Annotated in this window: 14 protein-coding genes; 8 read left to right on the top strand and 6 right to left on the bottom strand. The window is 72.9% G+C overall.

Annotated elements, in window-relative coordinates:
* Positions 1–112: 112 nt before the first annotated feature.
* From ABD951_RS24635 to ABD951_RS24625, 3 genes are all read right to left on the bottom strand, one after another.
* Complete coding sequence (locus ABD951_RS24635) at positions 113–850, bottom strand: TSUP family transporter (RefSeq protein ID WP_425569952.1); 738 nt, start codon at positions 848–850, stop codon at positions 113–115.
* A 70-nt stretch (positions 851–920) separates the two neighbouring features.
* On the bottom strand, positions 921–2,090 hold the full coding sequence (locus ABD951_RS24630) for a site-specific integrase (protein ID WP_345351706.1): 1,170 nt from the start codon (positions 2,088–2,090) through the stop codon (positions 921–923).
* A gap of 89 nt (positions 2,091–2,179) precedes the next feature.
* Positions 2,180–2,758 carry a TetR/AcrR family transcriptional regulator gene (locus ABD951_RS24625; RefSeq protein ID WP_345351703.1) on the bottom strand — a complete coding sequence of 193 codons (579 nt, stop codon included), beginning with the start codon at positions 2,756–2,758 and terminating at the stop codon, positions 2,180–2,182.
* Positions 2,759–2,865: 107 nt separating this feature from the next.
* Between ABD951_RS24625 and ABD951_RS24620 the strand changes: the two genes are divergently transcribed.
* Positions 2,866–3,312: an anthrone oxygenase family protein gene (locus ABD951_RS24620; protein WP_345351700.1), complete on the top strand. Its 447-nt coding sequence runs from the start codon at positions 2,866–2,868 to the stop codon at positions 3,310–3,312.
* A gap of 67 nt (positions 3,313–3,379) precedes the next feature.
* Here ABD951_RS24620 and ABD951_RS24615 read toward each other — a convergent pair whose 3' ends face one another.
* Positions 3,380–4,525, bottom strand: coding sequence for an RNA polymerase sigma factor (locus ABD951_RS24615; protein ID WP_345351697.1), 1,146 nt, complete (start codon positions 4,523–4,525; stop codon positions 3,380–3,382).
* A complete protein-coding gene (locus ABD951_RS24610) occupies positions 4,522–4,929 on the bottom strand; it encodes a YciI family protein (protein ID WP_345351694.1) in 408 nt (135 codons plus the stop codon). The genes ABD951_RS24615 and ABD951_RS24610 overlap by 4 nt, the downstream gene beginning before the upstream one ends.
* 357 nt (positions 4,930–5,286) lie before the next feature.
* Here ABD951_RS24610 and ABD951_RS24605 point away from each other — a divergent pair, with 357 nt between their 5' ends.
* From ABD951_RS24605 to ABD951_RS24580, 6 genes are all read left to right on the top strand, one after another.
* Positions 5,287–6,426 carry a coiled-coil domain-containing protein gene (locus tag ABD951_RS24605; protein WP_345351691.1) on the top strand — a complete coding sequence of 380 codons (1,140 nt, stop codon included), beginning with the start codon at positions 5,287–5,289 and terminating at the stop codon, positions 6,424–6,426.
* A gap of 68 nt (positions 6,427–6,494) precedes the next feature.
* Positions 6,495–7,700, top strand: coding sequence for a GNAT family N-acetyltransferase (locus tag ABD951_RS24600; RefSeq protein ID WP_345351688.1), 1,206 nt, complete (start codon positions 6,495–6,497; stop codon positions 7,698–7,700).
* A 68-nt stretch (positions 7,701–7,768) separates the two neighbouring features.
* Positions 7,769–8,329 (top strand): FxsA family protein, encoded by a 561-nt coding sequence (locus tag ABD951_RS24595; RefSeq protein ID WP_345351685.1) that lies wholly within the window; start codon positions 7,769–7,771, stop codon positions 8,327–8,329.
* Positions 8,330–8,335: 6 nt separating this feature from the next.
* Positions 8,336–9,913 (top strand): amidohydrolase, encoded by a 1,578-nt coding sequence (locus tag ABD951_RS24590; RefSeq protein ID WP_345351682.1) that lies wholly within the window; start codon positions 8,336–8,338, stop codon positions 9,911–9,913.
* Positions 9,914–9,917: 4 nt separating this feature from the next.
* Complete coding sequence (gene lnt / locus ABD951_RS24585) at positions 9,918–11,555, top strand: apolipoprotein N-acyltransferase (RefSeq protein WP_345351679.1); 1,638 nt, start codon at positions 9,918–9,920, stop codon at positions 11,553–11,555.
* A complete protein-coding gene (locus ABD951_RS24580) occupies positions 11,552–12,331 on the top strand; it encodes a polyprenol monophosphomannose synthase (protein ID WP_345351676.1) in 780 nt (259 codons plus the stop codon). The genes lnt and ABD951_RS24580 overlap by 4 nt, the downstream gene beginning before the upstream one ends.
* A 140-nt stretch (positions 12,332–12,471) precedes the next feature.
* Here the strand turns inward: ABD951_RS24580 and ABD951_RS24575 are convergent, their stop codons facing one another.
* Positions 12,472–12,810: an RNA polymerase-binding protein RbpA gene (locus tag ABD951_RS24575; protein WP_345351673.1), complete on the bottom strand. Its 339-nt coding sequence runs from the start codon at positions 12,808–12,810 to the stop codon at positions 12,472–12,474.
* Between the two features lie 360 nt (positions 12,811–13,170).
* Between ABD951_RS24575 and ABD951_RS24570 the strand changes: the two genes are divergently transcribed.
* A complete protein-coding gene (locus tag ABD951_RS24570) occupies positions 13,171–13,503 on the top strand; it encodes a hypothetical protein (RefSeq protein ID WP_345351670.1) in 333 nt (110 codons plus the stop codon).
* Positions 13,504–13,649 lie beyond the last annotated feature (146 nt).

Here is a 13,649-nt window from a genome sequence, read left to right as displayed (position 1 = left end):
CTGCCGCCGGGAACCGGCCGCCAGCGACCCGACTCCACACCGGCGTCACCAACGTCATGGCCTCATACACCTAGCCGAACCGCGGCGGAACGGTTCGCTGCGCGGGCTCCGGTCACAGCTGCTGCCAGCCGAGCCGGATCACCATCACCACCACGACCACCAGCAGCACGATCCGGATGAACCCGGCGCCCTTCGCCAGGGCCATCCGCGCGCCGATCACCGCACCGATCACGTTGCACGCCGCCATCGTCAATCCCAGCGACCACCAGACACTGCCCGTGACCGCGAAGTACGTCAGCGCACCGACGTTGGAGCCGAGGTTGATCACCTTCGCCATCGCGGCACTGCGCACGAACTCGGTGCCGAGCGACACGGCGAACGTGATGATCAGGAACGTGCCGGTACCCGGGCCGAAGAGTCCGTCGTAGTAGCCGAGCGCGCCCCCGGCGACGAGGACGGTGGTGATCACCCGCGCCCGGGACGGCCGATGGTGCGCGAGGGTCGTGCCGACGGTCGGTCGCAGCGTCACGAACACCGCGACCGCGACCAGAAGCCCCATGATGATCGGGATGAAGAGGTCCCGGTCGATCAGTGACACGGTCGCCGCCCCGAGCGCGGCGAACACCGCGGCGAGCACCGCGGCCGGGACCATCAGCCGCCATTCGAGACGCACCTTCCGGGCGAAGGTCACCACCGCGGCCGCGGTACCGTTGACCGCCGTCAACTTGTTGGTCGCCAGCGCCTGCTGGGGAGTGAGCTGCGGCATCGTCAGCAGGATCGCGGGCAGCAGGATCAGCCCGCCGCCGCCGACGACGGCGTCCACCCAGCCTGCCGCCAACGCCGCGGTCATCAGCACGCCCCAGTCCGTCCACGCCACCGACCGACCCAATCACAGAGCGGTGCGTCTCACCGGCTGGGCGTCACAACCCCAACGACGTGACCGCGTTGCCGTGCAGGCCCGCGTGCTGGCGGGAGTAGAGCGCGATCATGCGCTGGTCGGTGTGCCCGGTCTGCGTCATGATCTGCTCGGCGCTCGCGGCGTTGCGGACCGCCTGGGTGACGAAGCCGGCACGCAGGCTGTGGCCGCCGAGCATGGTCACGAACTCCTCCGCGTACCCGGCCTGCACGGCCCGCCGTTGGATCATCGACGCGACCGCCTGCCCCGACAGCGCCGTCGCCCCCAGACCTCCGGTGCGGTGCACACTGCGAAACAACGGCCGCGCCGCCGTGTCCGGGGACCCCGCCACACCTCGGCAACGGTGCTCGACGTGCCCGTCGTCGGGCCCGGACAGCAGCGCCGCCGCCCCCGCCCGACCGGCCTCGTCCCAGGTGTCGACGACCTCGCGCCATCGCCAGTACGCGCACACCGGACACGTCGCCGGGGACGAGCCGTAGGGGAGGGTGACCGTGCGTCCGGCGGCGGCCTGGTCGGTCTTCGACTGCCGGATCGTCACGTACAGCCCGTCGGCGCGGTGCGGTCGGACGTCGGAGACGAGCAGACCCGCCAACTCGGAGCGCCGCATCGCCCCGGTGAGCCCGAACAGCAGCAACGCCGAGTCGCGCCGCTCGGCGACTCGCTCCGGCCAGGTGCCGGTGGCCGAACGGTCGCGCATCGCGTCGACGATGATCCGCACGTCGTCGGTCAGCAGCGGCTCCCGGCGGGCCGGCGGGGTGGCGCGGGTGCGTGCGATGCCGCGCAGGATCTCCCGCACCGCCGACGCCTGACCGGGTTTCGGGTGGCCCGCCAGCGAGTGCACCTTGTTGATCGTCGAGACCCACCGGGTGAGTGTGGACGAGGCGAAGGCGGGTCGGCCGTCCGGCCGCAGCTCGGCCGACTTCTCCGTCAGGAACCAGGAGACGAGTTCGGGGGAGGCCGGCAACGGGACCTGTTCGACGCGGTCGCACCACCGGGTGAAGGTCGCCCAGTCGCTCAGCTGCGCGGCCCGGGTGTTCGGGGACATCGACGCGATGCGCAGTCGCTGCATCGCCGCCTCGACGTCCGCGGGAATCACGGCGGGGGCTGCGGGCGCGGACGCACCTGTGACCGGCACGATCTCGGCCGGCTCGATCACCTTGGGCGGTTTCGTCACTGCGACGGCACTCCGGTTCGTGCTCGGGCCACACCTACTTCTGTACGCGCGACGATACGCCGACCCCCCGACACCGCCCGGACGGTGTGTCAGATCATGGCGAGCCGGTCCACCAGCAGGTCCACTCTCCGCTCGGCGTCCCCCGGGGGCAGCCGTCCCGCCCGGCTCAGGGATGCCAGCCCGTGCAGGGCCGCCCAGAACACCTCGGTGAACAGTCCCGGGTCGACCCCGTTCCCGGCGACCTCGCCGAGGCATTCCAGCAGGGCGGCGAAGGCGTCCTTCAGCGGCTCCGGGGTGTCCTCCTTCGCGAACGCGAGGCCACCGTCGAGCCGGAACATGGCGTCGTAGACAGCCGGGTTGTGCTCGGCGAAGTCGAGGTAGGTGCGGGCGAGGGCGGTCACCCGGGCGCGAGGGCCGTCCGCGGCGGAGGTCGCCGCCCGCAGCGCCACGGCCATCTCGGCGGCACCCTCGAGGGCGACGGCGCCGATGATCTCGCGTTTGCCGCGGAAGTGGCTGTAGAGGACGGGCTGGCTGTACTCGATGCGCTCGGCGAGCCGGCGGGTGGTGACCGCGTCCCAGCCCTGCTGCTCGGCGAGTTCGCGGGCCGTCGCCACGATCAGTCGCTCGCGGTCCGCGCGTTCGCGCTGCTTGCGTTCCTGTACCGACATGGCCCGATCCTAGCAGCGCTAGACAATCGAGCGGCAGAAGAACTAGCGTTGCCTCATCGGCTAGCAACACTAGATTCCTCGCACCGTCGGATTCCAGGAGGTTGGTCATGCTCAACGCACTCGAGGTCGTCACCACCGTGGTCGTCGGTCTGATGGTGGGGGTGGAGTTCGCCGTCGCCTTCGTCCTCAACCCGATCCTCAACGGACTCCCCGACGACTGCGCCGTGCGCGGCCGCAGCCACGGGGGCCGGATGCTCGGCGCCGTGATGCCGTTCTGGTACATCGCCTCGCTCGTCCTGACCGCGGTGTGGGCCGTCGCCGGATGGGGTGACCGCGGCACCGGCCTCGTCGTCGTTGCCGCCGCACTGCTGATCTCGAGCGTGATCATGTCGATCGCTCTGCTCGTTCCGATCAACAACCGGAGCAAGACGTGGACGCCCGAGACCCTGCCCCACGACTGGAAGGAACAGATGGGCCGCTGGGACCGCTTCCACTACGCCCGCGTCGCCGTCATCGTCGCCGCCTTCGCACTGCTGGCCACGGCCCTCGCCTGAGCCCGCGGGCGTGCCCCGCAGGCAGGGCCGCGGCTCTCCGCCACTCCTCGGCCGGTGCGGATGCCGCTCAGGGGCGCAGCAGGTGCCGTACGCGGGCGGCCTCGCGGGTGAGGTGGTCGCGTTCGGGCACGCTGGTCGCCGCGTGCGCGGCCTCGGCATACAGCGCGGCGGCCCGGTCGAGGTCGCCGGCGCGCTCGTACAGGTGGGCCGCGACCGCGGGATACCGGGGCAGGTCGGGGTTCACCTCGGCCAGCGCCGCCAGGCCGGCCCGCGGTCCGTCGGCCTCACCGACCGCCACCGCGCGGTTGAGTCGGACCACCGGGCTGCCGGTGAGGCGCAGCAGTTCGTCGTACCACTCCACGATCTGCACCCAGTCCGTCTCGGCGGCGCTTCGGGCGTCCGCGTGCAGGGCGGCGATCGCGGCCTGCGCCTGGTACTCGCCCAGCCGGTCGCGGACCAGCGCCGCCTGCAGGATCGCCACCCCCTCGGCGATCAGGTCGGTGTCCCAGCGCGCTCGGTCCTGCTCACCGAGCGGGACCAGGCGGCCGCCCGGCCCGGTGCGGGACGCGCGGCGCGCATGGTGCAGCAGCATCAGCGCGAGCAGCCCGTCGACCTCGGGCTCGTCGGTCAGCGCGGCGAGCTGGCGGGTGAGGCGGATCGCCTCGGCCGCCAGGTCGAGCTCCCCGCTGTAGCCCTCGTTGAAGACCAGGTAGAGCACGCGCAGCACCGTCCCGAGATCGCCGGGCCGGTCGAGCGGCAGTCCCGCGATCCGCCGCTTGGCCCGGCTGATCCGCTGCGCCATCGTCGCCTCGGGGACCAGGTGGGCCGTCGCGATCTGCCGTGTGGTCAGGCCGCCGACCGCGCGCAGCGTCAGCGCGACGGCCGAGGCCGGCGGCAGGGTCGGGTGCGCGCACAGGAAGTAGAGCCGCAGCGTGTCGTCGCTGGCGGGCACCGGACCGGCCGGAGGCTCGGCGTCCACGGCGAGTTCCCGGCCACGCCGCGACGCCTCGGCCCGGGCGGCGTCGAGGAACCTGCGCCACGCGACCGCGACGAGCCAGGCCTTCGGATCGCGCGGTGGATCGTCCGGCCAGGTGTCGAGCGCGCGGACCAAGGCCTCCTGCACGGCGTCCTCGGCCGACGCGAAGTCTGCTCCGCGCCGGACGAGGACACCGATCACCGCGGGCACGAGCTCCCGCAGCAGCGATTCGTTCACTCGGTCACCGTGGGCGAGGCGCCGAGAAACGGCCGCACCTCGAGCCACTCGTGGATCGGTTCGCCGCCGGCCCCGGGTGCGGCAGACAGCTCCCCGGCCAACTCGACCGCGCGCTCCCACGACTCCACGTCGATGACCATCCAGCCCGCGATGAGGTCCTTGGTCTCCGCGAACGGACCGTCGGTCACCGGCGGACGACCCTCGCCGTCGTACCGGACGAACGTGCCCTCGGGAGCGAGTGCCTGGGCGTCGACGAACTCGCCGGTCTGCTCGAGGCGGGCCGCGAAGTCGCTCATGTACTGCATGTGGGCGTCGACCTCCTCCGGCGTCCACCGGTCCATCGGCTCGAAGTCGACCGCGGGGGTCGGGCCACCTCGGTAGTGCTTGAGCAGCAGGTACTTCATCGTGGTTCTCCTTCGTCGCGCGGCCCGTCGTGGCCGCTCCTGTCTCTGGGACGGAGCCGGCGGCGCGTTCTCGACACCCGGGCGCGTGGCGTGTTTCGCGGGGCGCCCGGCCCGCCCCACTCAGTACAACCCGCCCGGCGCATCGGGACCGGGTCGCCGGGCGGACACGCCGAACCCAGTCCGGCCGGCTCGCTCGCGGCAGGCCGCCGGGCGGCGTTCCGGCCGCGGATTCCGCGGAAGTTCAAGCTCACGATAAGTGGGAGTTATGACGATCAGAAACTCTCGTTTCATTACAACTCACGTAACGTTACTATGAACGAAACGTTACTGAACCCGGTGATCTGGAGGGTTACGCGAATGAACGCCGCACCGAACAACGGAGCCCCGTCCGACACCGACGGCGAGGCGCCCCGGCCCCGCGCCGGCCGGCCCCGCATGTACGCCAGCGACGCGGACCGGGTCCGCGCGTTCCGTGCCCGGCAGAAGGAGAAGGAACAGCGCGGCGCCGTCGAGGCGCTCGAGACCGCCGGCCCGACCGAGGTGGTCGGGACGCTCGAACGGACCCTGAACGACCTGCGGACCGTCGCCGGGACCTCGCTCGAGCAGTTCTCGGTGGCGGCCCGCCAGATCACGGCGGCGGTGGACCGGCTCGCCGACCCCGCCGCCCTCGACGGCGCGCTGCACCGGGCGAACGTCGAACTCGCCCAGCTGAAGGCGACGTACGAGACCGAACTGGCGGAGCTGCGCGCCAAGCACGACGCCGCGGTGGACGACCGCGCCAACGCGGACGCCGCGGTGGCGGCCGTCGATGCCGAACTGACCGCGGCCCAGGAGGCCCACCGCCTCGACGTCGAGCGCCTCACCGCCGACCACCGGGCCCAGATCGAGGACATCGACCGGGTGCACGAGGCGCGGACGCGGGAGGCGGCCGACCGGGTCACCGCGGTCGAGGCGGACCGCGACGCCCGGCTGTCCGCCGCCGCGGCGGAACTAGAGTCGCTGCGCGCGCAGCTGCGCGAATCGCAGGGGCAGGCGGACGCCGCGCGGCAGCGGGCCGCGGCCGCCGAGCAGGCGACCGAGGCCGCGCAGCAGCGGGCCGCGGCCGCCGAGCAGGCGACCGAGGCCGCGCAGCAGCGGGCCGTCGAACAGGGCGAGATCGCGGCCGGGCACCTGGCGCAGGTGACCGCCGTGTCCGAGCAGCGCATCGCGGACCTGCGGTCCGCGGCCGAGGGCGCCGCGGCGACCGCGGCGGCCACCGTCGCGCGGCTCGAGAACGCGGTCGAACAGGAGCGTGCCGCCGCGGCCGCGGCACGCGAACGCATCGACGCCCTGCGCGACGAACTCGAACGCGCCCGCATCGACGCCGGTCAGGCGCGCACCGCCGAGGCCGCGCTCCGGGACCAGCTCACGGCGCTGCGCATCGACCCGTCGGAACCGGACCCGGGCGCGCCGGACCGCGTCGGGCCCGCGACCGCGACCACCGAGAAACAGCACTGACCCGACACCGGCGTCGCCGCGACTCGCGCCGGTCGAGGCCCGGTCGGTGCCGTGACAGCATGTGGCCCATGACCGACGTTCGGATCCTGCGCGACGAGGCCGACCTGCTGCGCGCCAACGACATCTTCCGCACCGCGATGGTCGGGCTCCCGCATCTCGGGCCCCTCGAACCGGGGGAGGTCGCCGAACTCCTCGAACCGGGCCGCACGCTCGGCGCGTTCGTCGACGGCGTCCTGGTCGGCACCGCCGACTCCACCGGCGGCGAGCTCGTCCTGCCGGGCGGTACCCGCGTCCCGCACGCGGCGGTCACCCACATCGGGGTGCTGCCCACGCACACCCGACGCGGCCTCCTGCGCGCGCTGGTCACCGCCCAGCTCGTGGACGCCCGCGAGCGCGGCGACGTGGTCGCCACGTTGCGCGCGTCGGAGGCGACGATCTACGAGCGGTTCGGCTACGGCGTGGCGTCGACCGCGACGAGTTGGGAGGTGCCGACGCGCCGCGCGCACCTGCGGGTCGAGCCGTCGCGGGCGGTCCGCCTCGTCGAACCCGACCTCGGCCTGTGTGCTCGTGTCTGCGCCGCCGCGCTCGGCGATCGTCCCGGCGGCATCGACCGGTCGCCGCAGTGGTGGGCGTTCGCCCGCCGCCGCGCCACCGGCAACGCCGCGCACCCCGGATACCTCGCGGTGTGCGGGGAACCCGGCTCGGAAACCGGGTATGTCCGCTACCGGCCCGCCGACACCGGCGCCTGGTTCACCGCGGAGCAGCGCACCGTCGTGGTCGAGGACCTGGTGTCGGACGCCCCGGAGACCACCGCGGCGCTGATCGGCTTCCTGCTCACGCTCGACCTCGTCGACCGTTTCGTGTTCACCGCGCTGCCCACCGACACCGCCCTGCCGTGGCTGCTCACCGACCACCGCGCCGCCCGCCTGCTGTCGATGCGGGACGAGACGTGGCTGCGGGTCCTGGACGCACCGCGCGCGCTGGCCGGGCGCCGCTACCGCGGCACCGGCGCCGTCACGATCGAGGTCGTCGACGACCTGCTCTCCGGAAACAGCGGCCGCTACCGGATCACCGCGGACGGCGCGCATCCGACCGTCGACGACGCGGACCTGGTCGTCGACGCGGCGGCCCTCGGGTCGGTGCTGCTCGGCGGGGTGCGCTGGCACCAGCTGGCCGACGCGGGCCGGGTCCGGGCGCTGGACCCCGGCGCCCTCCCTGTCGCCGACGACCTCTTCGGCTGGCCGCGGGCGCCGTTCGCGGGGTTCACCTTCTGACGTCGCCGGGAGAAAATCGGGCGTCCCGGACGTTGAACGGGCAAGACCTTCCGAGCGAAAGGACCGCCATGATCCCCGCGCTGTTCGTGCTGTACCTCGTCGTCGAGGTCGCGGCGGTGGTCTGGATCGGCGGCGCCATCGGCGTCGGCTGGACGATCCTGCTGTTCCTCGCGACCTGGGCCGTCGGGCTGTGGCTGGTCCGTTCGCAGTTCCGGCGGGTGTTCGACCAGTTCCGCCGGGCCGGGCAGGGCACCGAGTCGGTGGGCGGTGCGGTCGCCGACGGTGCCCTCGTCGCCGCAGGCACCGGGCTGCTGATCGTTCCCGGTCTGGTGACGAGCTTCCTGGGCCTGCTTGTGCTGACGCCGCTGACCCGGCGAGTGCTGCGACCGCTGGCCGTCCTGCTCGGCGGCCGCAGGCTGGCCGTGGTCGCCGCGACCGGCACCGCAGGCGCCGGGGTCTACGCGCGCACCCGCCGGACCACCGTCGTCGACGGGGTCGTCGTCGACGACGTCCTGGTCGAGGAGCCGGTGCCGGCCACCCCGCGGCCCGGCGAGCCGCTCGCGATCGAGGGGGAGGTCATCGTTCCCGATCCCGGTGCGCAGTACCGGCGGCCGGGGCGGGCAGACTGAAGCCCCGTGAGTACCCAACTGTTGGTCGGCGGCCGGATCTACAGCCCGGCCGCACCGGATGCGACTTCGATGGCGATCACCGACGGCACCGTCGTGTGGGTGGGGGAGGAGCGGCCCGGTCGCGCCCTGCACTCCGACGCCGAGGTGATCGACCTGGACGGCGCCTTCGTCGGCCCCGGATTCGTCGACACCCACGTGCACACCACCGCACTCGGCCTGGCCCTGACCGGACTCGATGTCGCCGGCGCCGGCTCGCTGCGCGAATGCCTCGACCTGGTCCGTGCCTACGCGGCGACCCACGACGACGCCGTCATCTGGGGGCAGGGCTGGGACGACACCGGCTGGCCCGACGCCGACCGCGGCCCGACCACCGCCGAGCTCGACGAGGCCGCCCCCGGCCGCGCCGTCTACCTGGCGCGCATCGACGCGCACTCCGCGGCCTGCTCGACGCCCCTGCGTGCCGCGGCGGGCATCCCCGGCCAGGACCCGGTGACCGCCGAGGGCCACCACCGTGCCCGCGCCGCCGCCCGTGACCTGCTCACCGCCGGTCAGCGGGCGCGTGCCCGCGGCGCCGCCCTCGACCGGGCCGCCTCGCACGGGATCGTCGCCGTTCACGAGTGCTCCGGCCCCGACATCGCCGGCCGCGCCGACTTCACCGAACTCCTCGCCACCGAGCACGGTGTGCAGGTGCGCGGGTACTGGGGACAGCCCGTCACCTCCGCCGAAGAGGCGACGGCGCTGCTCGCCGACACCGGCGCCCACGCCCTCGGCGGCGACCTGTTCGTCGACGGCGCGATCGGCTCGCGCACCGCCTGGCTGTCCGAGCCGTACGCCGACCGCCCCCACACCGGCACCGCCCTTCTCGACGCGGTCGCGATCGCCGCCCACGTGCGCGCCTGCACCCTCGCCGGTGTCCAGGCCGGATTCCACGTGATCGGCGACGCGGCCGTCGCGGCCGCGGTCGCCGGCATCGAGCGGGTCGTCGCCGAACTCGGCGGGCCGGCGGTCGCCGCGTGCGGGCACCGCCTCGAACACGTCGAGATGATCGACGCCGAACGGTCCGCGAAGCTCGCCGCCTGGGGTGTCGTCGCGAGCGTCCAGCCCGGCTTCGACGCCCAGTGGGGCGGCACCGACGGCATGTACGCCCGCGCGCTCGGCGCCGACCGCGCCGCCGCGATGAACCCGTTCGCGTCGATGGCGTCGGCCGGGGTCTCCCTCGCGATCGGGTCGGACGCCCCGGTCACCCCGCTCAGCCCGTGGGACAGCCTGCGGGCCGCGGCCCACCACCGGACCGCAGGCAGTGGACTGTCCCCGCGCGCCGCGTACGCGGCCGCCACCCGCGGCGCCTGGCGTGCCGGCGGCGTCCGCGACGGCCTCGCAGGCACCCTCGTCCCCGGCGCGCCCGCCTCGTACGCGGTGTGGGACGCCGGCGACCTCGTCGTCACCGCCGCCCAGGACACCGTGCAGCGCTGGTCCACCGACCCGCGCTCGCGGGTGCCCGCGATGCCGCGCCTCGACGATGACGCACCGAACCCGGTGTGCCTGCGCACCGTGCACCGCGGCGCCACCATCTACGAGCGCTGACCCGATGAGTGTTGTCACGGCCGGCGGCAGCAGGCGCGGCCTGCTCGTCGCCCGGGACGCCGCCGCCGCGGTCGGGGCGGGTCTGCTGCTGTTCGCGAGCTTCCCGCCCCGGCCGCTGTGGTTCCTCGCCCCGATCGGTGTCGGGCTGCTGGTCCTCGTGCTCACCGGATGGGGCACCGCGCCCCGCCGGTTGCGCGCCGGGTTCGGCTACGGCTACCTCGCCGGACTCGGATTCCTGCTGCCCCTGCTGCCGTGGATCGGCGAGTACGTCGGACCGGTGCCGTGGCTGGCGCTGTCGGCGGTCGAGGCGCTCTTCATCGGACTGTTCGGGCTTTTCGCGGTCGCGGTGGCGCGGCTGCCGCTGGCACCGCTGTGGATCGCGTGCACCTGGTCGCTGGCCGAATGGCTCCGCTCGTCGGTGCCGTTCGGCGGATTCCCGTGGGGCCGGCTGGCGTTCGGCCAGTCCGACGGGCTGCTGCTGCCGATCGCCAACCTCGGCGGCGCGCCGCTGCTCAGCTTCGCGGTCGCCCTGACCGGCACCGGACTCGCGGCGCTCGTCACCGCCGCCCGCAACGACCGGGCACCGCGGCGCTGGATCCCCGCCGCCGCGCTCACCCTCGTCGGCCCCCTGCTTGCCGCCGCGACCTGGCCCACCCTGCCGGGCATGGACGCCGCCGAGACGGGCACCGTCACCGTCGCCGCGATCCAGGGCGGTGTTCCCCGCCTCGGCCTCGACTTCAACTCCCAGCGCCGCGCCGTGCTCGACAATCACGTCCGCCAGACCCTCGCGCTCGCCGACGACATCGACGCCGGCCGCACGCCCCGACCGGACCTCGTGATCTGGCCGGAGAACGCGTCCGACATCGACCCCTACCGCAATCCGGACGCGGCCACCGCGATCAGCACCGCCGCCCGCGCCGTCGGCGCCCCGATCCTCGTCGGCACCGTCCTCGTCCGCCGCGACGGCACCACCACCAACACCGTCATCGCCTGGGACCCCGCCACCGGGCCCGGCGAGCAGCACGACAAGAAGATCATCCAGCCGTTCGGCGAATACCTGCCGTACCGCGACTTCTTCCGGCACTTCTCCCAGTACGCCGACCGCGCCGGCAACTTCGTCCCCGGGACCGGCGACGGCGTCGTCCACGCGGCGGGTGTGCCCGTCGGCGTCGCCACCTGCTACGAGGTCGCGTTCGACCGTGCCCTGAACCAGGCCGTCCGGGCCGGTGCCCAGCTGATCGCCGTGCCCACCAACAACGCCACCTTCGGCGACACCGAGATGACGTACCAGCAGCTCGCGATGTCGCGGGTGCGTGCCGTCGAACACGGTCGCGCGGTGGTGGTCGCCGCGACGTCCGGGGTCAGCGCGATCGTCGCCCCCGACGGAGCCGTGGCGGAATCTTCGTCACTTTTCGCCCCCACGACACTGGTGGCGCAGGTGCCGCTGCGCGCCTCCACTACGCTGGCAACTCGACTGGGCCCGATTCCGGAGTTCGCTCTGTGCATCGGAGCCGCACTGGCCCTGCTCGCCGCAGCGCTGCACACCGCACCGCTGCGCCGACGGCGGCCGACCGCGCCCTCAACTGACGGTGCGGATGCTGACGGAAAGAACCAGCCTCGGCTGGGGGAGAGGATCGAATGAGCGCGGGTACGCCGACCGGGGACAAGCCGAGCGCCCACACGCTGGTGATCATTCCGACGTACAACGAGCGGGAGAACATCGGCTTGATCATCGGCCGCCTGCACGCGGCACTGCCCGCCACCCACGTCCTCGTCGCCGACGACGGCAGCCCGGACGGCACCGGCGAGATCGTCGACAAGCTCGCCGCCGACGATCCCGACGGTCGCATCCACGTCCTGCACCGCACGGAGAAGAACGGGCTCGGCGCCGCATACATCGCCGGATTCCAGTGGGCGCTCGAACGCGACTACCAGGTTGTCGTCGAAATGGACGCCGACGGCAGCCACGCCCCCGAGCAGCTGCACCGTCTGCTCGACAAGATCGACGCCGGCGCCGATGTCGTCGCTGGCTCCCGCTACGTTCCCGGCGGCAGCGTCGTCAACTGGCCGCGACGCCGGGAGATCCTCTCCCGCGGCGGCAACATCTACTCCCAGCTCGCGCTCGGAGTGAAGATCAAGGACATCACCGGCGGCTACCGCGCCTACCGGCGCGTCGTGCTCGAGACCCTCGACCTCGGCGCCATCGAATCGGCCGGCTACTGCTTCCAGATCGACATGGGCTGGCGGGCGCTGCAGGCCGGCTTCACGATGGTCGAGGTGCCCATCACCTTCACCGAGCGCGAATTCGGCGAATCGAAAATGTCCGGAAACATCATCACCGAGGCGTTCACCAAGGTCCTCGGCTGGGGCATGAAGAACCGGTGGAACAAGCTGCGCGCGCTCGTCGGCAAGAAGTAGGACACACGCGAAACGCCCCGGAGGACGAATCCTCCGGGGCGTTTCCCGTTCGTGCGAGTGCCGGCTACGCTCCGCGACGGAGTGTCTCGGGCGCCGGCTCCGCTACGCTCCGCGACGGAGTGTCTCGGGCGCCGGCTCCGCTACGCTCCGCGACGCTTCGTCTTCAGCAGGTCCAGACGCTCCTTGAGCAGCTCCTCGAGCTCCTCGATCGAGCGCCGCTCGAGCAGCATGTCCCAGTGGGTGCGCGGCGGCTTGACCTTCTTGGCCTCCGGGGCGGCGCCTTCGAGGAGGGTGCCCTCGAGTCCGTTCTTGCACAACCAGGTGCCGGGGATCTCGGCGTCGTCGGCGAACGGGACGTCGAACTCCTCCCCGTTGTCGCAGCGGTAGCGGGCGATGCGGCGCGGCGCGAGATCGTGATCACGGTCCGTCTCGTAGCTCACGGCTCCGAGGCGGCTCCCTCGAAGTACGCGATCTGCCATGGTGGTGTCCTCTCCTCGGTCGTCACGCGAGCACGCCCGAATCCGTGGACCAGGCGTTCACTCAGGTACAACGACACGTACTCCCGAATGGTTCCCGCGCGCAGCGCAGAATCAACCGCTCCATTCTACCGACTCGGCGAGCACGCCCCGTACCGGTGCGGGGTGTGGCGCGGTCGCCCGGGGGTGAGCGAATTCCCCACCTTGGGTGCCTGTCCGGGCACTGCCCGATCCGGCAATGTCGACAGCGAGCAAGCAGGACACCCTCACCGGCAGGACCACCTCATGATCACCAGCAGCCGTGCGCACCGTCACCGTCTCGGTGCCCGCCCGGCGCCGTCGGCACCCAGTAGGGTGACCGGCGTGGCCACCCCCTCCCGTCGACCCGAATCGTGTCTGTGGTGCGGTCGGGAGGTTCCGGACGCCGGCGTCGGCCGGCGCCGGCGGTACTGCCGCCAGTCGTGCAGGCAGCGCGCCTACGAGCAGCGGGCCGCGGTGAAGGGGACGTCCATCGCGGTGGACTCGACCGTGCTGACCGCCGCGGAGGCCGCGGCGGCGATGGATCGGATGTTCGCGGTCCGCTGCGCCGCCGAGGACGTGGCGACCGCGGCCGCCGAGGGTGCGCACGCGAACGAGATCGCGGAACTGTGCGACACCCTCGTTCACCTGGCGCGGGACGCCGAACGCCTCCGCTGAATCTCCGTACGCCGTCCAGGGTCGAACCGGCTAACGCCGGGGCTCGTGGTACCGACAAAGCTACAGACGGCGAAATCGAAGGACGGCGAGCGGGCCGCCGATTACTCTGAACCGAAAGTGAAGACATGCCGATACCGCACCGCAAC

Source organism: Rhodococcus olei (assembly GCF_039540555.1).
GTDB classification, from domain to species: domain Bacteria; phylum Actinomycetota; class Actinomycetes; order Mycobacteriales; family Mycobacteriaceae; genus Rhodococcus_G; species Rhodococcus_G olei.
The sequence above is the reverse complement of the archived record's forward strand: the minus strand, read 5'-3'. Positions and strand labels throughout refer to the sequence as shown.